We start from the raw sequence: 22,396 nt of genomic DNA, 5'->3' as shown, positions 1-22,396 counted from the left end.
AGACTCTAATTTGTTTGCCTTACTTAGCGAACTAAGCTTGGCTGTTAGAACTCAATCTGTACGAGTGCCCACACAGATGATTGCTTTATATTGTTAAAGAACGTTTTGAGTCGCTTTAGCGACTCAAGGGATGCGTATAATACATCCTTTATTTTTCGAGTCAACACTTTGTTTTAAACTTTCTTTTTGGAAGATTTAAAACCGAAGTTTTATTTAACTCTCTGAGTAGTTCGCGTCTCGCTAGGCGTTGACGTTTCCCGTCTCAGTGGGGTCGCATTATAGGGAGCCGCAGATTTTACGCAAGCGTTTTTATCGCCTTTTTTGCATTTAATTTTTACCCCAAAGATACACAAGCCAGACCCACAGGTTACCCACAAAAGCCTGTGGACAAGTCATTTTTTTACCTCGATTACTAAACTATTTCTCAAGCTTATGCTAAGTTGCGCGACAGATTTAAACTCGTTGATTAGGCAAATAGCATGACAGATATAATAAACAGTATAAGCAGCCTCTTATGGGGCCATGTTTTAGTATACTTATTAATAGCAGCAGGGCTGTTTTTCACCATTCGCCTTCGCTTTATTCAATTTGTACAGTTTCCTCACATGATAAAAGTGATGTTTTTGAGTCGTAGAGGTTCAGGCGATGGCATCTCTTCATTCCAAGCCTTTTGTACTTCACTCGCAGCGCGTGTTGGTACTGGTAATATGGCAGGTGTTGCAGTTGCACTTTATTTAGGTGGTGCTGGGGCTATTTTTTGGATGTGGCTTATTGCTTTAATTGGTATGGCGACTAGTTTTGCCGAGAGCACATTAGCGCAAGCTTATAAAACGCGTGATGAACAGGGGAACTTTCGTGGTGGCCCTGCTTATTATATGGAATATGGTTTAGGTAAGCGCTGGATGGGCGTTATTTTTTCACTGTGTTTAATATTAGCGTTTGGTTTTGTATTTAACGCAGTGCAATCAAACTCTATTGCAGCTGCATTTAAAGTCGCTTTTGATATTCCGAACTATGTAGTAGGTATTGCTTTAGTTATTGGCTCTGGGATCATTATTTTTGGCGGTTTAAAAACTATTTCTCGATTTGCAGAAATGGTAGTGCCTTTTATGGCTCTTGCTTATTTACTAGTGGCTTTGTACGTTTGTGCTTTAAATTACTCTGAGCTACCTGGTGTTTTTATGCATGTTATAAATAGTGCATTTGGCATTGAGCAAGCAGGCGCAGGCGCAATTGGCTACGGCGTTATGCAAGCGATGATCCAAGGCATTAAACGTGGCTTGTTCTCAAACGAAGCGGGTATGGGTAGCGCTGCTAACGCAGCTGCAACAGCAACACCTAACCCTCCCCACCCTGCTTCACAAGGGTATGTGCAAATGTTAGGCGTTTTTGTTGATACTATTGTAATTTGTAGCGCTACTGCGGCATTAATTTTATTATCACAACAACTTACTGCTGGCTCTGGTTTAACGGGCATAGCTTTAACTCAAGCAGCACTTGAGGAGCATGTAGGTAGCTGGGGTGCAATATTCGTTGCGATTGCTATTTTATTCTTTGCTTTCACATCTATTGTTGCTAATTACTCTTATGCAGAAACAAATTTATTATTTTTAGAGCATAACCATGCATACGGCATGTTGATTTTTAGATTGTTAGTATTAGGTATGGTGATGTTTGGCGCTATGGGTGAGCTACCATTAGTGTGGACTTTAGCTGATATATCTATGGGGTTAATGGCTATTGTGAACGTTATAGCATTATTTATGTTGTCAGGCGTAGTTGTTTGGCTTGCTAAAGACTACAACACGCAACGTCGTGCTGGGAAGTTACCAACCTTCGATCCAACTAAAAATAAGCATCTTGATAAAACAATTCCAAAAGGGATTTGGCATAAGTAATTATAGCTAATATTGGTTAAATTAAAGGGAAGCTATATTGCTTCCCTTTTTTTGCTTTTAAAACACACCCATTACTGGTTCGCTTTTACATACCTAATTACGCTTCACTCTACACCTTCGTACAATAACCTAAGCCTCAGAGACGCATGAGGCCTAACCTCCCCCCCTAAACTTAGTAACGATGATCTGGCGATTTAAATGGTAACGCTTTGCCGATTACTTATTGCTAACGCCTAGTAATCGCTACTCATGGTAAGCATTTAGTTTTGTATTGTAATACGTTCTCATGCGGCAAATACAAAACCCTATACTAGTGTATAGAGTCCTCATGTTTTGATTAGTATTCTAACTAGATGAAGTGTAGCCATGTAGCTAAGCGCTGCGGCGTTATTTCGTTACGGGATCTTTGGTATTATCAGCAAGTGTGGCTATTTAAATACGTGTTATAACAATAAATAGCTAATTGCTTAATTGGAAATACTTATTTAGGTAAGGCTGTAGACTTTAAGATATAAATAAGCACTGAATCTAGCGTTATTTAAGGTAACTATTCACTTTAACAGACTGGGTTTTATTGTAGTAACTAGATGTGTAGTTTTATTATAACGAATTGATGCGTAAATACTGACTAATGTTATTGCCAGCTTATAGCATTGTTTATAAGTAGTAATAGCAAGAAAGTGGTGCCCGAGGCCGGAATTGAACCGGCACGACTTGTTAGTCGAGGGATTTTAAATCCCTTGTGTCTACCAATTCCACCACTCGGGCATCGAGTTTGCTAATTAAAGCGTGTGGAGTAAATTATATGGAGGCGGAACCCGGAGTCGAACCGAGGTAAACGGATTTGCAATCCGGTGCATGGCCACTCTGCCATTCCGCCTAAATGTATCCAAATAATTTGGAGCGGCACACGAGGCTCGAACTCGTGACCTCGACCTTGGCAAGGTCGCGCTCTACCAACTGAGCTAGTGCCGCATTTTATTCTATAAGCAATGGTATTTACTTATACTATAAATTAGTATTTTATTACTCTGCCACTTTATATAAAAGTGGTGCCCGAGGCCGGAATTGAACCGGCACGACTTGTTAGTCGAGGGATTTTAAATCCCTTGTGTCTACCAATTCCACCACTCGGGCATCGAGTTTGCTAATTAAAGCGTGTGGAGTAAATTATATGGAGGCGGAACCCGGAGTCGAACCGAGGTAAACGGATTTGCAATCCGGTGCATGGCCACTCTGCCATTCCGCCTAAATGTATCCAAATAATTTGGAGCGGCACACGAGGCTCGAACTCGTGACCTCGACCTTGGCAAGGTCGCGCTCTACCAACTGAGCTAGTGCCGCATTTTATTCTATAAGCAATGGTATTTACTTATACTATAAATTAGTATTTTATTACTCTGCCACTTTATATAAAAGTGGTGCCCGAGGCCGGAATTGAACCGGCACGACTTGTTAGTCGAGGGATTTTAAATCCCTTGTGTCTACCAATTCCACCACTCGGGCATCGAGTTTGCTATTTAAAGCAAGTGGATAAAACTAATATGGAGCGGCACACGAGGCTCGAACTCGTGACCTCGACCTTGGCAAGGTCGCGCTCTACCAACTGAGCTAGTGCCGCATCATATTAGTTCTAAATTAAACATTTTATAAATTACACTTGGTAATGTAATTAAACCACAAAGTGGTGCCCGAGGCCGGAATTGAACCGGCACGACTTGTTAGTCGAGGGATTTTAAATCCCTTGTGTCTACCAATTCCACCACTCGGGCATCGAGTTTGCTATTTAAAGCATGTGGAGTGTTGCTATGGAGGCGGAACCCGGAGTCGAACCGAGGTAAACGGATTTGCAATCCGGTGCATGGCCACTCTGCCATTCCGCCTTAACAATGAGATAAACTGGAGCGGCACACGAGGCTCGAACTCGTGACCTCGACCTTGGCAAGGTCGCGCTCTACCAACTGAGCTAGTGCCGCATTTAATATTATTCAGTAAGCTTTCTATCAACTTGCAACGTATTGCAGTAAATATTCAGTAACTGATTAATTACCATTTAGTTTATCTTGGGGGCTATGCCCTCTCAACACGGACGCATTCTACAGAGATTATTAAACGCGTCAATACAAAAAATGCCACTTTCGAACTGTTTGATTATTTTTTATCTAATATGGTGCGTTATTAGACGTTTAGAATCAATTTTTGGTCAATTCACTCCATGCCGATACCAAATATTGCACCATAGAACTCAATGTTAGGAAGGTCGCAATATACAACAAACCAAAACTTAAATAATTCATCCAAGCATCGTATTGCCAAATTAGACCGATAATGGCTAACATTTGTGCTGCTGTTTTTATTTTACCCATATTAGATACAGCTACGTTATCGCGCTTACCTTGTTCTGCCATCCATTCACGCAGTGCAGAGATAACAATTTCGCGGCTTATTATAATAAGTGCCGGGATAGTCATATACATAGACTGATAATGCTCTGATAACGCGACTAAGGCAGCGCACACCATAACTTTATCGGCAACGGGATCTAAAAACGCACCAAAGGGAGTTGATTGCTCAAGTTTACGTGCTAAATAACCGTCGAGAATGTCGGTTATTGATGCAAACCAAAAAATAAAGGCGGCAGCAAAAAGCGCCCATGAATAAGGCAAATAAAATACCACCAAAAAAATGGGGATAAGAAAAAGTCTAAAGGTTGTGAGTGTGTTTGGAATATTCCACATAACTGCTTGGGTATGTCTTTTTTGCTATATTCGCATGAAGGGCTAACCCTTGTCATGCAAATGGTTAAATATCTTGTCAGCCATGTCAGGGCTGATCCCCGGTACTTTCTTTAACTGTTCTATATTAGCAGCTTTTACCCCTTGCATGCCCCCTAAATATTTTAATAATGTTTGTCGGCGCTTAGCACCTACGCCATTTATTTCTTCTAATAATGATTGTGTTCGTTGTTTTTGGCGCTTATTACGGTGCCCCGCAATAGCAAAACGATGTGATTCGTCGCGTATATGTTGAATTAAATGCAGTGCAGGTGCATCTGAATCCATTGGAATAGTTTTTCGACCACCGTCTATTAACAGTGTTTCGAGGCCGGGTTTACGGCTTGTACCTTTAGCTACACCAACTAACAAGGGCATTTTTGCATGTGGCCAAGTAGCAAAATACTGCTCTGCACGCCCTAATTGCCCTTTACCACCGTCTATAAAAATCACATCGGGTATTTTATCTTCATCAACTAATTTGTTGTAGCGCTTATTAAGCGCAAACTCCATGGCAGCATAATCATCTCCACCGGTTATTCCAGTCACGTTGTAACGCCTATACTCTTTAGTATTGGGTCCTTGTGAATCAAATACCACACAGCTAGCAACCGTGTTCTCCCCCATAGTATGGCTTATATCAAAACATTCCATTCTGGTTATATCATCAAGGCGTAGGGTAGCTTTTAATTGCGCATAGCGTTTATTAATAGAGTCTTGGGTGCTTTGCTTAACGGTAATACTATTTAATGCATTTTTATTGGCTAACTGCAAATACTGGGCACGCTCACCCCGAGTAACTACTTTAAGAGTTACTTTACGCTCACTTATTTGCGTAAGTGCTTGGCCTAATACGTCGCTTTCTTGTATTTCGAACGGCAAAATGATTTCTTTTGCGATACGCCCAGTTGCCCCCGGCGCTAAATAGTACTGGCCTAAAAACGAAGTCAATATTTCTTGTTCACTTGAGTCTTTTGGCACTTTGGGAAAGTAGGTTTTACTGCCCAATACTTTATGGTCGCGGATCATCAATAAGTGAATGCCATTTAAACCATTTAGGTGTGCAAAGCCTACAACATCCATTTCTGCAAAATTACCCGAAATAGACTGTTGCTCCTGCATTTTACGCAGCAACATTATTTGGTCACGCACTTTTGCAGCCAACTCAAAATTTAGCTGCTGGCTAGCTGCTTCCATTTTTTTAATGAGATCGGCGATTACCTCATGTGATTTACCCGTTAAAAACTTACGCACATAATCAACTTGCTCAGTATAATCTTCATCTGAAACTTTATTTACACACGGGGCTGAGCATCGTTTGAGTTGATATTGTAAGCATGGTCGGCTGCGCGCACGGTAATAAACATCTTCGCATTGACGAATGGGAAATATTTTTTGCATTAGTCGTAAGCTTTCTGATACCGCCCCCGCACTTGGAAATGGGCCAAAATACTCACCTTTTACTTTACGACTGCCACGATGAAACGCTAATCGAGGATGTTTATGATTAGTAAGTAATATATAAGGATAGGATTTATCGTCGCGTAATAAAATATTGTAACGAGGCTGATACTTTTTTATCAGATTGTTTTCAAGTAATAGCGCTTCGGTTTCGGTATTAGTAAGCGTTACTTCAACATTACAAATATTACTGACTAAAACACGGGTTTTGCTGTCGGTGATGTTACTTCTAAAGTAACTACTCACCCGTTTTTTTAAATGCTTTGCTTTACCAACATAAATTACTTGATTGTCACTATCGAGCATACGGTAAACCCCGGGCTCACTCGATAGTGTTTTTAAAAACTGGACGTGATCAAATTCAGACATAAATTATGATTAGTACGATACGTCTATATCAATCATTTTATAGCGAATAGCTAAATGAGTCAGCTCTACATCGCCACTCACATTTAGTTTTTCAAACATACGATAGCGGTAGCTATTAACTGTTTTAGAGCTTAAATTTAAACGCTCAGCTATACTTTGTGCTTTTTCACCTTTGGTGATCATTAGCATTATTTGCAGTTCTCGCTCTGACAAACTCTGAAATGGACTTTCATCTGTGCGCCCACTTACCTGTGCTAATGCAATTTGCTGTGCAATTTCAGGTGCAATATAACGCTGCCCTGCATGCACACAGCGTATAGCACGTACCATTTCATCAGACCCAGCACCTTTAGTTAAAAAGCCATGCGCGCCAAGCTGCATTACGGTACTAGGATACGGATCTTCACAATTAACAGTAAGCACTATAATTTTTACATCAGGGCAATAACGACAAATCTTTTTCGTCGCCTCAAGGCCACCAATACCGGGCATATTCATGTCCATAAGTACTATATTGGGTGAGTGTTGACGACAAAATTGCACAGCCTCTTCACCTGTTTTAGCTTCTCCAACAACTTTAAAGCCTCGTACATCGTCAAGAATCCGCCTGATCCCTGTTCGTACCAACTCATGGTCATCAACTAAAAGTACATTAATCAATGGAACATCCTCACTAGCCTAATAAAATGCAATTTAATAATATTAATTTGCCACAGTAACACAGTTAAAATAAAACAATAACCGATATTATTTCATCGTTTAAGGTGTGTTAATACATGTATATTAACAGATTAACACACCCAGTTTATTATGCTTTTTCGCTAAAGCGATCTACCCACAAAGCAATAACGCCATCACCGGTTACGTTACACGCAGTACCAAAACTGTCTTGGGCTAAATATAGTGCAATCATTAAAGCTACTGCGCCTTCATTAAAGCCTAGCATAGTTGTTAATAAACCCAGTGCCGACATTACTGCACCACCAGGTGCACCTGGTGCGGCAATCATTACTACACCTAACATCATAATAAATGGCAACATGCCCATTAATGAAGGTGCTTGCATGCTTGGTGATAAAAACATGACCGCCATTGCACAGGTTACAATTGTAATTGTAGAGCCCGATAAATGAATTGTCGCACAAAGCGGAACCGTAAAATTGGCTACGTCTTCTTTTACACCATTCGACTTACTTGATTGTAATGATACTGGAATTGTTGCAGCGCTAGACATTGTGCCCAAAGCGGTAAAGTACGCTGGTAGCATATTTTTAATTAATTCGATTGGGTTGCGTTTTAGTAACAAGCCTGTAGATACATATAAAACAGTAAGCCATAACCAGTGCATAACCAGCGCTGCAATAAGTACTACGCCAAATGCTTGTAGGGTATCAACAACTGTTCCTGCTACCGTCATTTCGGCAAATACACCTGCAATATAAAATGGTAATGCCGGTATTATCACCTTAGATAATAAGCCATCAACAATATCACGCCCCTGATCAGACACTGTTTTAAGCGTAGTCAATTCAAGCTGGCTCATGCCAATACCAAATATAAATGCGCTCATTAATGCAGTCATCACGCCCATTAGTGGCGGAATTTCTAAATCAATAAAACTACCAACTTGTGTCGCTGATTCAGCTTCAAATGTAATACCGCCACTTAAAAATGGAATTACTGTGCTAACCAGTAAAAAAGCCAGTGTGCCAGCAATAACAGTAGAGCCATAAGCAAAACCAACTGTTTTACCTAATAAGTGCCCTGACCCTTTTGGTAGTCCAGCAATACCCGATGCAATAAAAAATAAAATGATCAGCGGTATAGTAAAGGAGATCAATTGTCCAATCAGTTCTTTAACAGTATATAAAAGTTCAACGCCTATTAGTGGTAAATAGAGTCCAGCTAAGATACCGGCCACAATACCGGCAATTAATTTTAAGATTAACTTCATTGTGATTGCTTTCTTGAATTTAGATACTGTGTTTTTATCATGTTTTGCATAGCTTGTATCATAAAACTGTTCAACTGCAGTTCATTTGCACAAATAAGCAACAATACGGTGAGTATTAAGTCTTTAATAGATTAATTGTTAGAATATAAATAAATATAACACGCCTTTCAAAAGTTTATTTTTCTACTTAATCTGAACTCTGATTAAGAGATTTACTAACGTATTGAATCATAGTTATATTTAATTTTATTTTCTCTAGCCAGAAGTTTTCAATGAAAACAAGGCGAATTTACGCGTCAATAGCTGGCCTATTGCAAGTAAATTCAACGCAGTTAGCGCTGAAAATAGCTGCTTGAGATAGATTTATTATCCGGAGCTCAGGTTCCTTAAGTAACACCTGCAATGATCACGAGGCCAAGTTTTTATTTAATTAGGGTTTATTTATCTTTTAAGCGTCGTTAGCGTCAATTAATGGGCAGTAACCACATTAAGAAGGCCCTACATAGCTCAAAAATCAACCACACCGCGGTAAATTCAAGCTTGAGAAATAAACACATCCTCGTTATAAGCCCAATAAATATATGTTATAGCCAAACTTTACTTTAAATTTTTTAAACTCACAGTAAAGTATGCTTATATAGTTAATAGCAAAACTACTAACATGTTAAGCGGATTGTATCCAAAGGAACATTATGTCTACTATTTTTGAAGATAACTCACTAAGCATTGGTAATACACCGCTGGTAAAACTTAACCGTGTTACCGGTGGCAACGTATACGCAAAAATTGAATCTCGCAACCCAAGCTTTAGTATAAAATGTCGTATTGGTGCATCAATGATTTGGGAAGCTGAAAAATCAGGGCAGCTAACGAAAGATAAAGAACTAATTGAGCCTACATCTGGTAATACCGGTATTGCGCTGGCGTTTGTGGCAGCATCTCGTGGTTATAAACTAACCCTTACCATGCCAAATACTATGAGTTTAGAGCGCCGAAAACTGCTCAAAGCATTAGGTGCAAACCTAGTACTAACCGACGGCGCAAAAGGTATGAACGGTGCAATTGATAAAGCAAAAGAAATTCAAGCAACCGCTCCCGATAAATATATTTTATTACAACAATTCGAAAACCCGGCAAACCCTAAAATTCACTTTGAAACCACCGGCCCTGAAATTTATGATGCCCTTGATGGTAAAGTAGACTTTTTTGTTGCAGGCGTTGGTACTGGCGGGACTATCACTGGTGTTAGTCGCTACCTTAAAAACGAAAAAGGTCTCAATGTAAAATCGATTGCTGTTGAGCCAACAAATTCACCGGTTATTAGCCAAACGCTAGCAGGTGAAGAAATTAAGCCTGGGCCACATAAAATTCAAGGTATTGGTGCTGGCTTTATTCCTGGTAACTTAGATTTAAGTGTGATTGATGGTGCAGAGCAAGTATCTAACGAAGATGCTATTGCGATGGCACACCTACTAATGAGACAAGAAGGTATATTAGTAGGTATTTCATCTGGCGCAGCGGTTGTTGCGGCGAAACGTATTGCTGAAAAGCCTGAAAATGCAGATAAAAATATAGTGGTTATTTTACCAAGTGCCACTGAGCGTTATTTATCAAGCCCCATGTTTGATGAAGAGTTTAGTGAACAAGAGCTCGTACAATAAGTATTTTGTTTGAAAAAAGGATGCTCTTAGCATCCTTTTTTATTACTTATTTATTCACCCCCCTTTACATCCGTGCAATAAAGCCACACACTTTGTAAAGAATGAATAAATTATATTGATGATGAAAAAACTAACCTCTTTTTTAAGCTTAACTTTTTGCCTATTTATTATTAGCTGCACTGAAGAAGTTGCCCAAGTTAATAGCACGCCGGGCGATGCTGCAACGGCTTATTTTGACGCGCTTTATAATCAAAAAAATCTGCATAAAGCCAGCACTATGGCAACCCCAAACCTTGCCCGCATTATGAAATCATACGGTACTGCTAAGCAATTTTCTCGCACCTTATTAAACATGCAATATGATCAAGTGGTTATAGAAGTTGATATGTCTAATATGAGCTTACGGGAGCAATATGGCGACTCAGCTAAAATTAATCTTATATTCACCGGCACTCTAAATGGTAAAAAAATTGATGATATGCGCAGCGTTAAAATGCGTCATAAAAAAGGCCTATGGTATATAGATAAAATAGTGACCGATCCTTACGCTCGTTAACTTAAATGAATTAAACGCAAAAAGGCCTTACATTTGTAAGGCCTTTTTCGTTTTAGTTATTACTTAAAGCACTGCGTTATAGCTCACCAGGTTGAAAGTTATCAACTGCTATGGCTTGCTTTCTTAATTTATTAGCATGATGCATTGCATCGGCATCGGTTTGCTTTAATAAATCGTTTTCAAGCGCATAATTAATCGCCCCCTCAATATCAAGCGTAGCGGGTACCTTCCCTTTACGCTGCCATTGTTTTAGATCTTTAAATTGTGTTTGCATATCATGCATTGCTAAAAATGCACTTTCCATTACACCCGTACCCGCATTTTCATCTACATAACATAAATGTGTTAAGCGATTTCTAAACACACCAGGTTGAGTCATATGTTTACAAATACTTTGTGCAATGGCATCACTTGGTTTGTGATAATGATTACCGAGTGGGAATACAATACGTTTGAGCACAAAGTTAACCACTGGGTTTGAGAAGTTTTTAAAGAAACCATCAAATGCTTGGCCAATTTCATACAATGACGTTTCTATTGCGTATTTAACAAAGGGTAAGTCGGCTTGTTGACGCCCTTCGTCTTCAAAACGTTTTAGTACGGTTGACGCTAAGTACAAATGGCTTAATACATCACCTAAACGTGCCGATATCATTTCTTTACGTTTAAGTTCTCCGCCTAACATGAGCATGGCTACATCTGTACATATGGCAAGGCCACGGCTCATTCTTGTCAGTTGCTTATAGTAAACTGCTGTTTCGCCACTTACTGGTGCTTTAGCAAAACAACTACGCGTTAAACCATGCACAAGTGCCATGCTGGCGTTGCACGCGGCAAACATAATATGGTCCATTAATAAACCATCAAATTGCTCTAATGCAGCGTCATCATCTTCCATCGCTGCCGCTTCCATTTCTTTTAATACAAACGGATGACAACGTGTGGCACCTTGGCCAAATATCATTAAATTACGCGTTAAAATATTAGCGCCTTCTACCGTAATCGATACCGGGATCCCCATATAGCCATGCGCTAAATAGTTATTTGGACCAACCTGAATGCCTTTACCTGAATGAATATCCATCGCATCGTTCATTACTATACGACCCATTTCAGTCATATGGTATTTAGCAATAGCGGTAACAACTGAAGGGCTGAGTTTTAAATCAATTGCACCTGCCGTCATTAAACGACACGACTCAAGCGCATAGGTTAAACCACCAATACGTGCAAGTGCTTCTTGTACACCTTCAAATTGACCAATAGACACACCAAACTGTTGGCGCACCATGGCGTAAGCTGAGGTCATTTTAGCGGCTAAATGCCCTGTTGCTGTACTTAATGCTGGCAATGAAATGCCACGCCCTGCACTTAAACACTCAACCAACATGCGCCAACCACGTCCAGCGCCTTGCTGCCCGCCTATAATCCAATCCAGTGGAATAAACACATCTTCACCGTACGTTGTGCCATTCATAAACGCCATATTTAGTGGGTAATGGCGCTCGCCAGTTTCAACTCCAGGGTGATCAGTAGGGATAAGCGCACAGGTAATTCCCAGCTCTTTTTCTCCACCTAATAAACCATCAGGGTCATACATTTTAAAGGCAAGCCCTAAAACCGTTGCCACAGGCGCAAGCGTAATATAACGTTTTGACCAATTTAAACGCAGGCCTAAAACCTCTTCGCCATTATGATCCCCCATACACACCACGCCTGAGTCAGGAATGCTTCCTGCATCAGATCCGGCTTCTGGACCTGTTAGTGCAAAACAAGGTACATCTTCACCAGTCGCCAACGTAGGCAACCAGCGGTTTTGTTGCTCTGTAGTACCGTAATGTAGCAGTAATTCACCTGGGCCTAAGCTATTAGGTACCATTACGGTAACAGCTGCTGTTAAGCTTTTTGTGGCAATTTTTGACACTATAGTAGAGTTTGCAATCGCAGAAAATTCACGCCCACCAAATTTTTCAGGAATTATTAATGCAAAAAAACCTTCCGATTTTAAGTAATCCCAAACATCTTTTGGTAAGTCTTTATCTTTTTGCACAATTTGATAATCGTCAAGCATAGCCAATAAAGTCTCTACTTGATTATCCATAAAGGCGTTTTCTTTATCACTTAGCTCAGGCTTAGGAAAGCGGTGCAGCTTTTGCCAGTCTGGGTTACCACTAAATAACTCACCATCCCACCAAACATCACCAGCTTCCATTGCCTCGCGCTCGGTTTGTGATAACGGCGGTAATACTTTTTTAAACATTTTAAAGGTAGGTCGACTGATTAAATTGAGGCGAATATTTTTAACTGCAAATATAACCACCACCACGACCAGCAATATAATAAAAAATGTCATGTGCATATTCCTTGATACATTGAATGAAAATAGTGGTTTAATTATGACCGTTCTCAAGTTAAATACAATCATTCTTCAGTCGTAAGTTATGCTTAGTTTATTTAAAAATCACCTCTTTTAACTTTCTGCATAGCTTTAGTTATTATTTTTAACTCAATTACTTACTTTAAAAATACAAAAACCCCGCTTAGTATTAAGCGGGGTTTGTTTTTACTCTTAAGTAAATTAACTATAAGCCTTAATTAAAACTGAAAACGCATGTTAGCAAAGTAAGCATCGTTGCCTGAATCATCAGCATTGTTACCGTAACCAACTTTAATACCTACATTTTCATTAATGAAATGCTGAGCACCAAAGCTGTAAGCATCTTGCTTGTTGTAGTTAGCAAATACAGATGTTGCTTTTGAGAAGTAGTAGTTAGTTTCTGCTACCCATTGGTTTTCTTTATCATCAATGCTCTCGTACTTACCTTCAAACGTTAAGAAGTTACCTTGCTGCAAGTCAATAAAGTATTTAGCTGCTACTGCACGGTAATCAAAGTCGTCATCAGCGGTTACTGTTACACCAATGTAGTCAGTGCTGTTTAGCATGTGGTTGTAAGCTAAATCAAATAACGCAAAATCTTCACCGTTTTTGTTTTCAACTAAAGTTACTTTAGCCAGTAAGTTTGGGTTAAAAAAGAAACCACCTGAAAGCGTGTAAAACTCATTGTGCGAACCAGTATCAAGGTTACTGTAAGATGCACCTACCACAAAGTTGTTAATAAAGTATTCGCCACCAACTGAAGTTACGTCACTAGAGTCGTCGTCAGCGTAGCTGCCATATACATTACTTTGTTTATTTATGTATTCAAACTGATCGTACGGGCCTAAGGTTTTTTTAGGCGATAAATAGTAAATAGAATCCACCGCAACGGTATTGTTATTGCTGCTAGTTTCATGCTTAAAGCCTAGGTTACTAATTGACTGATAGCTATCTGCTGCCATTGCAGTGGTTGCAGCGCTAGATAATAAAATACTTGAGATAATAACTGCTAACTTTTTCATTATGATAAATCCCTATTTATATGACTTTTTTATGTCTTAGCTGGGTAGCTGAGATCGAGGGACATGCTAACGCTGTGAAACTGAATGAAAACTTAACTAAGCACTTGTATTCATTAAGTTAATTGTAATGAAGTGTAGGTATGTGTAAGATTAAAGTAATTGCAACACCATGCTAACAACTACTTTAACTAAACTAATTATTACAGTGCATATTGGCTAATAATACGATAAACATCATTAATATTATCGCCAGACTTAAAGTCTTTACTAATAGGTGTAGAGTCTGAGCCAACCCATATTTTCAGCTCGGCATCTAGATCAAAATGCCCTGCGCTTTCTTTACTAAACTTTGTTATTTTTGAATAAGCTATACTGATCATCTCCATTTTAGAACCAGTAACACCTTGTTTATCTATCAAGATCAATCGCTTGTTAGTAAAAATAAACATATCGCGTATTACTTTATAAGCCTTTTCAACCTGTTCGTCTTCTATTAAGGTATTTAATAATACTTTTTCTAAGTCGGCATCATCTACTTCGCTAGCGTTACCCATTAACCCACTGAATAATCCCATTATAATTTCTCCTGTTTAAAAATTTGATTCTCTAGGGTGTGTCCGTTCACAAGCTGCCTATATTGCCAGTTATGCTGATGGCAAAAGTTAAGCAATGCAATATCAAGCGGTTCACCTGTAGGCTGGTACTCAATTACAAACTCTTTATGTTGGCTCATATATACACGGCTTATACCTGCAATCGATTGCAACTGTTGCTCTACATTTTGATAATTTTCATTAAGCATTAGGGTATAAAAATGTGTATCTGACTTGTTTTCTTTGGTTTGATGCTCGCTTAAAACGCCTTTATCTAAATGCAATACTTGCGAGCAAAGTCGCTCCAGCTCGGTTAAATCGTGCGAGCTTAAAATAAAAGTAGCCTGCTCACTTAAATCAGAAACCAGCTCGCGTACTTCTCTGGCATGAATAGGATCAAGCCCCGCAGTGGCTTCATCAAGCATCACTATTTGCGGCTCACCAATAAGCGCCTGTGCTATGGTTACACGTTTACGCATACCGTGTGATAAGTCCCCTGCACGCTGCTTTGCAATCTCTTTTAGACCAACCAAGTCAAGTACACGTAGCGCCTCAGTTTGGCTTTGCTTAGCGCCCATACCCTGTAGTTTTGCATAAAAGGCAAGTTGCTTGTCTATATTAAAACGAGGGTCAAGCTGCGCGTCTTGCGGTAATGCACTTACTTTATTAAATAAAGCTGCGCTGCCAGGCTTATGCCCTAATATTTCAAGACTGCCTTTACTGGGCGCTATATAGCCGCATAACAAACTAAATAAGGTGGTTTTACCCGCGCCATTTGGCCCAACAAGCGCCACTGGCGCACCTTTATTTATTTCAAAGTTCACATTATTAAGCGCAAGTTTTGCGCCATACGATTTACTCAAACCGCTGCCTGTAATTAATGCTCTCATAGTGAGCTCCTTGCAAAAACACGCTGAGCAACGCTTAGTAATACCGCTGTTTGGATCAGTGGAATAGCCACCGCGCTTAGTAATGGTAAATTTTGTCCAGCTAATAGCTCTATTTGTACACCCGGAAATAAATAATCAAGCATACCTAATGCGGGGATTTGCCACTGCAAAATACCAACAACAATACCGCCTGCAGTAAAATATAAAATTGCCAACACTATAGATAAACGCGATGAGCGAGCAAAGGTATTTATCAACGTCATAAGAGCTACAAATGGGCACAGAGTAACCACTAATATTAAAAATATAGAAAGTGCGCGGGCAAAGCCACCAGCAAGTAAACTAGGATCTCTAAACCCCAGCACAGCGAGCGTAGCCACCAGGGTAATACCTACCAAGCATGCTAATACCGCTAATTGCCCTAAAAAACGGCCAAAGAGTATTTCAAAACGTGTTGAACGCAGCGATAAAAAGCGAAGTGTGCCACGCTCTCTATCGCCTACCGTTTGGTCGCTGCAAATAAACACACTAAATATCGGAAAGCTATACAAAGCAATCAGCCAATACATAGCAAATTCGGCCTCAGGCCAATCAAGTAATTTACTTAAACCTATGGAGCCAGATATATCACGGGCAATTTGTTCAAAATCGGGCGCACTTACAATGCCTACCGCTTGCCCTATCGGGTAGCGCAGTATTATTAGCCACACCAATGCAAAGGCAGCTAATGCAATGAGCCCACGTTTAGTTAAAAACATACGTACGAGCTCAAAGCCTGCTATTTGCGTTAGTCGCCCTATGTTTATCGGTAATGGTGTTGCCATTGACTATCCTTAATGACTTTTTGTTTTCAGTATATTTATCCACACTAAGTGTAAATACCTTGAATTACCAGCAAAAAAAAGCTCACCAATGGTGAGCTTTGTAACAATACATTTTAATGTAACAGCATAAATTACATTAAAAATTATAAATGCTGCTTATAAACCTCAAGTGCTTGGCTTAAGTCGTTGATTAAATCGTCTACATCTTCAAGGCCTATATGCAAACGAATAACGGGCCCTAAATCCCAACCTGTATCCGAACGCAGTCCTTTCATGGTTAAATTAGCGGTTACTAAGCTTTCAAAGCCGCCCCACGAAAAACCCATTTTAAAATAGTGTAGGCTATCTAAAAACGCATCTATGGCAGCCTGCTCCCCTGCTTTCATTACTATTGAGAACAAACCATTACTGCCATCAAAGTCACGTTTAAAAAACTCATGCCCCGGGCAAGTAGCAAATGCTGGGTGGCGAATATGATCAACAAGCTCATGTTGCTCAAGCCATGTAGCCACTTCTATTGCTGCTTTTTCATGTTGATTTAAACGCACAGCCATAGTGCGTAAGCCCCTAAGTGCTAAATATGCATCGTCTGCGCTAGTGCATTGCCCGAGTAAATAGGAGTTTTCGCGCAAAGTTAGCCAATACTTTTTATTAGCAACAGCCACGCCCATCATTACATCAGAATGGCCTACTATATATTTAGTAGCTGCTTGAATACTAATATCAACACCGTGCTCAAGCGGACGATAATGCAAACCGTTGCCGTAGGTATTATCAAGCATGGTCATTATGTGGTGCTCGTTTGCTACTTTTACCATAGCCGGTACATCTTGAATTTCCATGGTAATAGAGCCCGGCGATTCCAAAAACAATACCTTGGTGTTTGCTTTAATGTAGTCTTTAATTCCCGCGCCTATAGTAGGTGGGTAATACGTAGTGCTAATACCCAGGCCGGCTAGAATTTTATCGCAAAAATCACGAGTAGGTTCGTATACATTATCAACCATTAAAATATGGTCGCCGGTTTTTAAAAACGACAGCAAAGTTTGGCTAATTGCAGCTGCGCCACACGGATAAAGTACACACCCTTCGCCGCCCTCAAGCTCAGTTATCGCCTCTTGCAGCGCAAAGTGGGTAGTTGTGCCTCTACGGCCATAAAATAAGGTTTTGTCACCACATGTTTTAGCGGCTTTTTTTAATTCTGCTACTGAGTCAAATACTATGGTTGATGCACGTTGCACAACCGGATTAACTACACCGTGGGTATAGGCTTTTTTACGTCCTGATGTAACAAGTTGGGTATTTTTATTGCTTTTGCTCGTCATGCTTAATCCTTATTATTTAGCCAGTACTCAATTAAATAGCGAGAAATAGAATCTGTTCTGGGAAGCTTTAAATGCTCCCCTTCGTCATGCCAATTACCAAACTGGCGTAACTCTTCACGACTAAACCACTTAGCATCGTCAAGTTCGTTTTTATCAACATTAATATCTTCTGTAACCGCTTCGGCAAAAAAGCCCAGCATTATTGATGAAGGAAACGGCCAAGGTTGTGATGCAACATAACGTACATTATTTACTTCAATACCCGCCTCTTCTTTTACCTCACGAGCAACTGCTTGCTCGAGTGTTTCACCGGGATCAACAAAGCCCGCTAACGACGAATACATACCGCTCGCCCACGCAGCTTGACGACCTAGTAAACAGCGCTCTACCCCATCGGCAAACACTTTAGTAACCACCATAATTACTGCAGGATCAGTGCGCGGAAAAGTAGGGTGTTTACAGTTTTCGTTTTCGCATACTCGCGAATGCCCGGCTTCTACTAAATGATTTTTACTGCCGCAACGTCCACAAAAACTATGAGTTGCATGCCAATAACATAAGCCGCGTGCAAGTGCCGCTATTGAAGCGTATTTAATGGTTACTTGAGGGCCGTATTGGCGTATGTCAACAAACTGTGCGCCGTCAATTAAAGGATCAAGTATGCTGGTATCTAGCTTAGATACATCAAGAGCAAACACCCCATCTTTTGCATTGTTTAAACCAACAAAAATAGCATTAGTTAAATCTAAATGGGCAACCTGTTGATACGATAAATAGCTAACTTTTGGGGTATCTTTAATAAATAAGGTTTGATTATTTTTAACTAAAACCCACTTACTTTGCGCCGACATATGCGCTTTAAGCCATGCTGGGTCGTTACGAAAATTTGAGCCTCTGTCTAGTGGCATGTTGCTGTAATGAAGCATTTAAATCCTTAGGTACACGTTATGTTTTAAAATTACCATAACCCTTTAGTAAACCCAATTTATTAGCGCGATAAAAAAAGCCTAAAATAGGCTTAATTGCTATATAACACTGCAGTATTAAAAAGTCTCATGTTGCAGGGGCTAATAGCCTATGTGAGTGTTATTTTTTGGCTACTTAGTAAACCTTGATTTAAAGCAAAAATGTATTGTCGATTAAATGAAATTGCTCAGCACTTTGTTTTAATGCCTCTGCGGTTAACCTATCAGCGCCATATACATCACACGAAACATTATATTGGCTTTTTAAATGCCCCAACAATAAAGCAAAGTCGCCATCACCAGAGAGTAAAATAACTTTATCAAGGTTTTTACCATGCTCAAGCATATCAATGGTTATACCCACATCCCAGTCGCCTTTGGCACTGCCATCGCGGCGTTGAATAAATGGCTTAAGTTTTACCTTAAAACCAATTGCACGCAAAATATTTTGAAACTGGCTTTGTTTTTCATCCCCTCGGTAAATTGCATAAGCAAACGCACATTCAATATTATATTGCTGCGCCATAACTCGCCAAAATGCGTTGTAATCAAAGTTTTTTCCGTAACTTTCACGGCAAGTGTAATAAATATTTTGTACATCGACAAAAATACCTACACGGGGTTTGGTATTTTGCAGCTCGTGTTGTGAAGTCATTTAATTTCCTAATCAGGATTTATAGTAATGGCGTGGTGCTATTAAAATAAGTGTACCTTGCATTTTTCATTTAAGTAACCTAAATTGGTTACTTAACTCCATGTAACCAATTTAGGTTACATTTTAAAAAGTAACTATTTCGAGGCTCATATGATTGGTGTGATCAGCGGCGACATTATTAAATCGCAAACTATTCCTCAGCAGCAGTACGATGCCATGCTTTATCAGCTAGAGCAAAGCCTAAGAAGTATTACCACACAGCGCACTCATTGGAATATATACCGAGGCGATGCCTTTCAATTACAGTTAAACAACCCAGAGCAATTATTTAAAACCGCTATTTTAGTGTATTTACACTTAAAAGCATCGGGGTATGAACTACGCCAAAGTATGGCTTTAGGGAAAATAGATAATCCGCGCAGCGATATAAAAACCGCAACCGGCTCTGCCTTTACCCTCTCTGGGCAAGGGCTAGATAAAATAGCCAATCAACGCTTTATTATTAATATTGCAGAGCAACAACTCGATGAGAGCTTAAGCCTTAATCTAGCCTTTGTAGATGTGTTACTCACTAAAATTACGCTAAAGCAGGCCAATGCCTTGTATGTGTACTTAACTAAAGCCGACAACAGCCATGCCGCTGTAGCTAAAGAGCTAAAAACAAGCCGGGAGAATGTTACTAAATTGCTTAATTTAGCGCATTACCAACTAATAGAGCGTTTTATTAAATACACTCAGCAATGTATCCAAAAAATAATCGCAGGAAGTAAATAATGGCATTTTCACTCTTACTCGTTGCCCTTATTATTGGCCACCTACTCGCCGATTTTTACTGGCAACCCATGAGCTGGGTAAACGACAGAAACACCCGCCACTTTAAAGCAAAAAAACTTTACTACCATGTATTAGTTCACGGCGTGACTAGCGCACTAATTATTACGCTTTGGGAGTATACCTTTGGCTGGCAACAACTGAGTAGCGTATTTCTTGCCACCAGTATTATCGTGATTAGCCACTACTTTATTGATATTGCAAAATCGTACTCTAATAAAGGCGTAGTGCCTTTTTTATTCGACCAAATTGCACATATCATCATTATTATTGCGATAAGTATTTGGCTAACTGACAATCTGCAGCTTACTAACAGTGTAATGGCGCTATTAACCAACTCAAAAGCGCTGTGGGTTATAGCTGGTTACCTCATTATTTTAAATCCCAGTGCCGTATTTATAAGAATGATGTTAGAGCGTATAACCAACCACTTTTCAAGTGATGGTAGCCTGCCCTTAGCTGGACAAAGTATTGGCATGCTTGAAAGAGTACTGATGCTGACGTTTATCTTATTAGATCAGTTTGCAGGGCTTGGGTTTTTAATTGCCGCTAAATCTGTATTTAGATTTGGCGATTTAAGTGCCAGTAAAGATAAAAAGCTCACCGAATATGTAATGCTAGGCACACTACTTAGCGTAAGTGTTACCTTATTTGTAGGATTAGGAATTAATTACTTAATCAGCTAGCCTGTAATAATAGCAAAGCATACACACTAAAAAATCCCCATTAAAAAACGCGCTACTTGTAAAGCAAGTAAGCGCGTTTTTTGTATCAGCGTTTAAAAGTATTATTAATCGTTGTTACTTGGACGACGACGGCGCTGAGTATTACCACCAACAGATTCGCGTTTTGCCCATGGGCTTTGCGCTTTATCATCCGTTTTAGCTACTGGCTTTTTAGAACCGCCTCTGCGCGCACCCGTACCGTTTCCGCCATTATTAGGCTTTTTATTATTTGGCTTGCTGCTGTCAGATTTAGGCTTATTAAATGGCTGATTGGTCTTTTTAGCTTTTTTAGGAGCGATTGGACGCGCATCTAAGTCGCGCTCTGGTACTGGGTTAACCGGCTCAAAACCTTCTTCGGTAGCACGAGGAATAAGCTCACCAATAAAGCGTTCAATGCCGTATAAATCCACTGCATCTTCCGTGGTTACAAACGAAATTGCATGGCCCGATGCACCGGCGCGGCCAGTACGGCCAATTCGATGCACGTAATCTTCGTATACGTTTGGTAAGTCGTAGTTAACAACGTGTGGAAGCTCCACAATATCTAAACCACGGGCAACAATATCGGTTGCAACTAACACACGTACTTCACCGTTTTTAAAACCATCAAGGGCTTTAACACGTGCGCCTTGCGATTTATTGCCATGAATAGCCGCGCCAACAATATCATCGCGCTCTAGTTGTTTAACTAAGCGGTTTGCACCGTGCTTAGTACGGCTAAATACTAATACTTGCTGCCAATCGTTAGTACGAATTAGGTGGCTTAATAACGCTGTTTTACGTGGTTTATCTACCGCGTAAACACACTGAGTAACGCTTTTAGCTGTGGTGTTTTTTGCAGCAACAGAAATTTCAACCGGATCGTTTATCAACCCTTTTGCCAGTGCACGAATTTCGTCAGAAAACGTTGCCGAAAACATTAAGTTTTGACGTTTTGCAGGCATTTTTGCAATCAGGCGTTTAATATCATGAATAAATCCCATGTCGAGCATGCGATCAGCTTCGTCAAGAACTAATACTTCAACACTATCAAACTTAACCGCATTTTGATTATGTAAATCGATTAGGCGCCCCGGAGTTGCCACTAAAATATCAACCCCTTTGCGCAAACGCTGCATTTGTGGGTTAATTTTAACGCCACCGTAAACTACAAACGAGCTTACATTTGAATGCTTTGCGTACTCTTCAACATTTTCACTAACTTGCAAAGCAAGCTCACGTGTTGGCGTTAAAATAAGTGCACGCACATGGTTACTTTTAGCTTTAGGACCGCTAGACAAACGCTCAATAAGTGGCAGTGTAAAACCCGCTGTTTTACCTGTTCCTGTTTGCGCTGCTGCCATCACATCACGACGCTCAATAATCGCCGGAATTGCTTGAGCCTGAATTGGCGTTGGCGTTTCATAGCCCTTCTCTAAAACCGCATTAACTAAAGACTGTGATAAACCTAAACCTTCAAAACTCATATAAACTCTCTTTTAAATAAGGCTAAACTAGCCAGTTGCGCGCATTATAC

At 40.0% G+C, this 22,396-nt stretch carries 18 protein-coding genes and 11 tRNA genes; 5 read left to right on the top strand and 24 right to left on the bottom strand.

Going from position 1 to position 22,396, the window contains the following annotated elements:
- Window positions 1–479: 479 nt before the first annotated feature.
- A complete protein-coding gene (locus I6E78_RS06450; RefSeq protein ID WP_011328579.1) occupies window positions 480–1,898 on the top strand; it encodes an alanine/glycine:cation symporter family protein in 1,419 nt (472 codons plus the stop codon).
- A 681-nt stretch (window positions 1,899–2,579) separates the two neighbouring features.
- On the opposite strand, the gene I6E78_RS06445 is transcribed toward I6E78_RS06450, so the two are convergent.
- From I6E78_RS06445 to I6E78_RS06375, 15 genes are all read right to left on the bottom strand, one after another.
- Window positions 2,580–2,666 (bottom strand) — tRNA-Leu (locus I6E78_RS06445).
- 38 nt (window positions 2,667–2,704) lie between these two features.
- Window positions 2,705–2,778, bottom strand: a tRNA-Cys gene (locus tag I6E78_RS06440).
- A gap of 19 nt (window positions 2,779–2,797) precedes the next feature.
- Window positions 2,798–2,873: transfer RNA gene (locus I6E78_RS06435), tRNA-Gly, on the bottom strand.
- 75 nt (window positions 2,874–2,948) lie between these two features.
- Window positions 2,949–3,035 (bottom strand) — tRNA-Leu (locus tag I6E78_RS06430).
- 38 nt (window positions 3,036–3,073) lie between these two features.
- Window positions 3,074–3,147 (bottom strand) — tRNA-Cys (locus tag I6E78_RS06425).
- A 19-nt stretch (window positions 3,148–3,166) separates the two neighbouring features.
- A tRNA-Gly gene (locus tag I6E78_RS06420) sits at window positions 3,167–3,242 on the bottom strand.
- A 75-nt stretch (window positions 3,243–3,317) separates the two neighbouring features.
- Window positions 3,318–3,404 (bottom strand) — tRNA-Leu (locus tag I6E78_RS06415).
- Window positions 3,405–3,443: 39 nt separating this feature from the next.
- Window positions 3,444–3,519, bottom strand: a tRNA-Gly gene (locus I6E78_RS06410).
- A 64-nt stretch (window positions 3,520–3,583) separates the two neighbouring features.
- A tRNA-Leu gene (locus I6E78_RS06405) sits at window positions 3,584–3,670 on the bottom strand.
- Between the two features lie 37 nt (window positions 3,671–3,707).
- A tRNA-Cys gene (locus I6E78_RS06400) sits at window positions 3,708–3,781 on the bottom strand.
- Window positions 3,782–3,798: 17 nt separating this feature from the next.
- Window positions 3,799–3,874: transfer RNA gene (locus I6E78_RS06395), tRNA-Gly, on the bottom strand.
- Between the two features lie 216 nt (window positions 3,875–4,090).
- Window positions 4,091–4,636 (bottom strand): CDP-diacylglycerol--glycerol-3-phosphate 3-phosphatidyltransferase, encoded by a 546-nt coding sequence (gene pgsA, locus I6E78_RS06390; RefSeq protein ID WP_011328580.1) that lies wholly within the window; start codon window positions 4,634–4,636, stop codon window positions 4,091–4,093.
- A gap of 42 nt (window positions 4,637–4,678) precedes the next feature.
- The gene (gene uvrC, locus I6E78_RS06385; RefSeq protein ID WP_089368515.1) at window positions 4,679–6,502 is read right to left on the bottom strand and encodes an excinuclease ABC subunit UvrC; all 1,824 of its coding nucleotides are present in this window, start codon (window positions 6,500–6,502) and stop codon (window positions 4,679–4,681) included.
- Between the two features lie 9 nt (window positions 6,503–6,511).
- Complete coding sequence (uvrY, locus tag I6E78_RS06380) at window positions 6,512–7,162, bottom strand: UvrY/SirA/GacA family response regulator transcription factor (RefSeq protein ID WP_011328582.1); 651 nt, start codon at window positions 7,160–7,162, stop codon at window positions 6,512–6,514.
- Between the two features lie 148 nt (window positions 7,163–7,310).
- A complete protein-coding gene (locus tag I6E78_RS06375) occupies window positions 7,311–8,456 on the bottom strand; it encodes a dicarboxylate/amino acid:cation symporter (RefSeq protein WP_089368517.1) in 1,146 nt (381 codons plus the stop codon).
- Window positions 8,457–9,148: 692 nt separating this feature from the next.
- Here I6E78_RS06375 and cysK point away from each other — a divergent pair.
- Together cysK and I6E78_RS06365 are read left to right on the top strand one after the other, a co-directional pair.
- Complete coding sequence (gene cysK, locus I6E78_RS06370; RefSeq protein WP_011328584.1) at window positions 9,149–10,117, top strand: cysteine synthase A; 969 nt, start codon at window positions 9,149–9,151, stop codon at window positions 10,115–10,117.
- Window positions 10,118–10,238: 121 nt separating this feature from the next.
- The gene (locus I6E78_RS06365) at window positions 10,239–10,673 is read left to right on the top strand and encodes a hypothetical protein (RefSeq protein WP_041454731.1); all 435 of its coding nucleotides are present in this window, start codon (window positions 10,239–10,241) and stop codon (window positions 10,671–10,673) included.
- Window positions 10,674–10,749: 76 nt separating this feature from the next.
- Here I6E78_RS06365 and I6E78_RS06360 read toward each other — a convergent pair whose 3' ends face one another.
- From I6E78_RS06360 to I6E78_RS06325, 8 genes are all read right to left on the bottom strand, one after another.
- Window positions 10,750–13,026 (bottom strand): acyl-CoA dehydrogenase, encoded by a 2,277-nt coding sequence (locus I6E78_RS06360; protein ID WP_197182171.1) that lies wholly within the window; start codon window positions 13,024–13,026, stop codon window positions 10,750–10,752.
- A gap of 242 nt (window positions 13,027–13,268) precedes the next feature.
- Window positions 13,269–14,072 (bottom strand): putative porin, encoded by an 804-nt coding sequence (locus I6E78_RS06355; protein ID WP_011328587.1) that lies wholly within the window; start codon window positions 14,070–14,072, stop codon window positions 13,269–13,271.
- Between the two features lie 200 nt (window positions 14,073–14,272).
- The gene (locus tag I6E78_RS06350; RefSeq protein ID WP_197182170.1) at window positions 14,273–14,647 is read right to left on the bottom strand and encodes a PH domain-containing protein; all 375 of its coding nucleotides are present in this window, start codon (window positions 14,645–14,647) and stop codon (window positions 14,273–14,275) included.
- Entirely contained in the window at window positions 14,647–15,555 is a 909-nt protein-coding gene (locus tag I6E78_RS06345) for an ABC transporter ATP-binding protein (protein ID WP_011328589.1), read from the bottom strand. Before I6E78_RS06345 ends, I6E78_RS06350 begins: the two co-directional genes overlap by 1 nt.
- Window positions 15,552–16,379, bottom strand: coding sequence for an ABC transporter permease (locus I6E78_RS06340; RefSeq protein WP_086999203.1), 828 nt, complete (start codon window positions 16,377–16,379; stop codon window positions 15,552–15,554). Before I6E78_RS06340 ends, I6E78_RS06345 begins: the two co-directional genes overlap by 4 nt.
- A 143-nt stretch (window positions 16,380–16,522) precedes the next feature.
- Window positions 16,523–17,704 (bottom strand): cystathionine beta-lyase, encoded by a 1,182-nt coding sequence (locus I6E78_RS06335; protein WP_011328591.1) that lies wholly within the window; start codon window positions 17,702–17,704, stop codon window positions 16,523–16,525.
- Between the two features lie 2 nt (window positions 17,705–17,706).
- Complete coding sequence (gene nudC / locus I6E78_RS06330; RefSeq protein WP_089368520.1) at window positions 17,707–18,630, bottom strand: NAD(+) diphosphatase; 924 nt, start codon at window positions 18,628–18,630, stop codon at window positions 17,707–17,709.
- A 190-nt stretch (window positions 18,631–18,820) separates the two neighbouring features.
- On the bottom strand, window positions 18,821–19,324 hold the full coding sequence (locus tag I6E78_RS06325) for a LabA-like NYN domain-containing protein (RefSeq protein WP_197182169.1): 504 nt from the start codon (window positions 19,322–19,324) through the stop codon (window positions 18,821–18,823).
- Between the two features lie 150 nt (window positions 19,325–19,474).
- Here I6E78_RS06325 and I6E78_RS06320 point away from each other — a divergent pair, with 150 nt between their 5' ends.
- Window positions 19,475–20,098: a hypothetical protein gene (locus I6E78_RS06320; protein WP_041454486.1), complete on the top strand. Its 624-nt coding sequence runs from the start codon at window positions 19,475–19,477 to the stop codon at window positions 20,096–20,098.
- A complete protein-coding gene (locus I6E78_RS06315) occupies window positions 20,098–20,841 on the top strand; it encodes a DUF3307 domain-containing protein (protein WP_192532208.1) in 744 nt (247 codons plus the stop codon). The genes I6E78_RS06320 and I6E78_RS06315 overlap by 1 nt, the downstream gene beginning before the upstream one ends.
- A gap of 104 nt (window positions 20,842–20,945) precedes the next feature.
- Here the strand turns inward: I6E78_RS06315 and I6E78_RS06310 are convergent, their stop codons facing one another.
- Complete coding sequence (locus I6E78_RS06310; protein ID WP_197182168.1) at window positions 20,946–22,346, bottom strand: DEAD/DEAH box helicase; 1,401 nt, start codon at window positions 22,344–22,346, stop codon at window positions 20,946–20,948.
- Window positions 22,347–22,396: the final 50 nt, after the last annotated feature.

It is taken from the genome of Pseudoalteromonas sp. NZS127, from assembly GCF_015864805.1.
GTDB classification, from domain to species: Bacteria; Pseudomonadota; Gammaproteobacteria; order Enterobacterales; family Alteromonadaceae; genus Pseudoalteromonas; species Pseudoalteromonas nigrifaciens.
The sequence above is the reverse complement of the archived record's forward strand: the minus strand, read 5'-3'. Positions and strand labels throughout refer to the sequence as shown.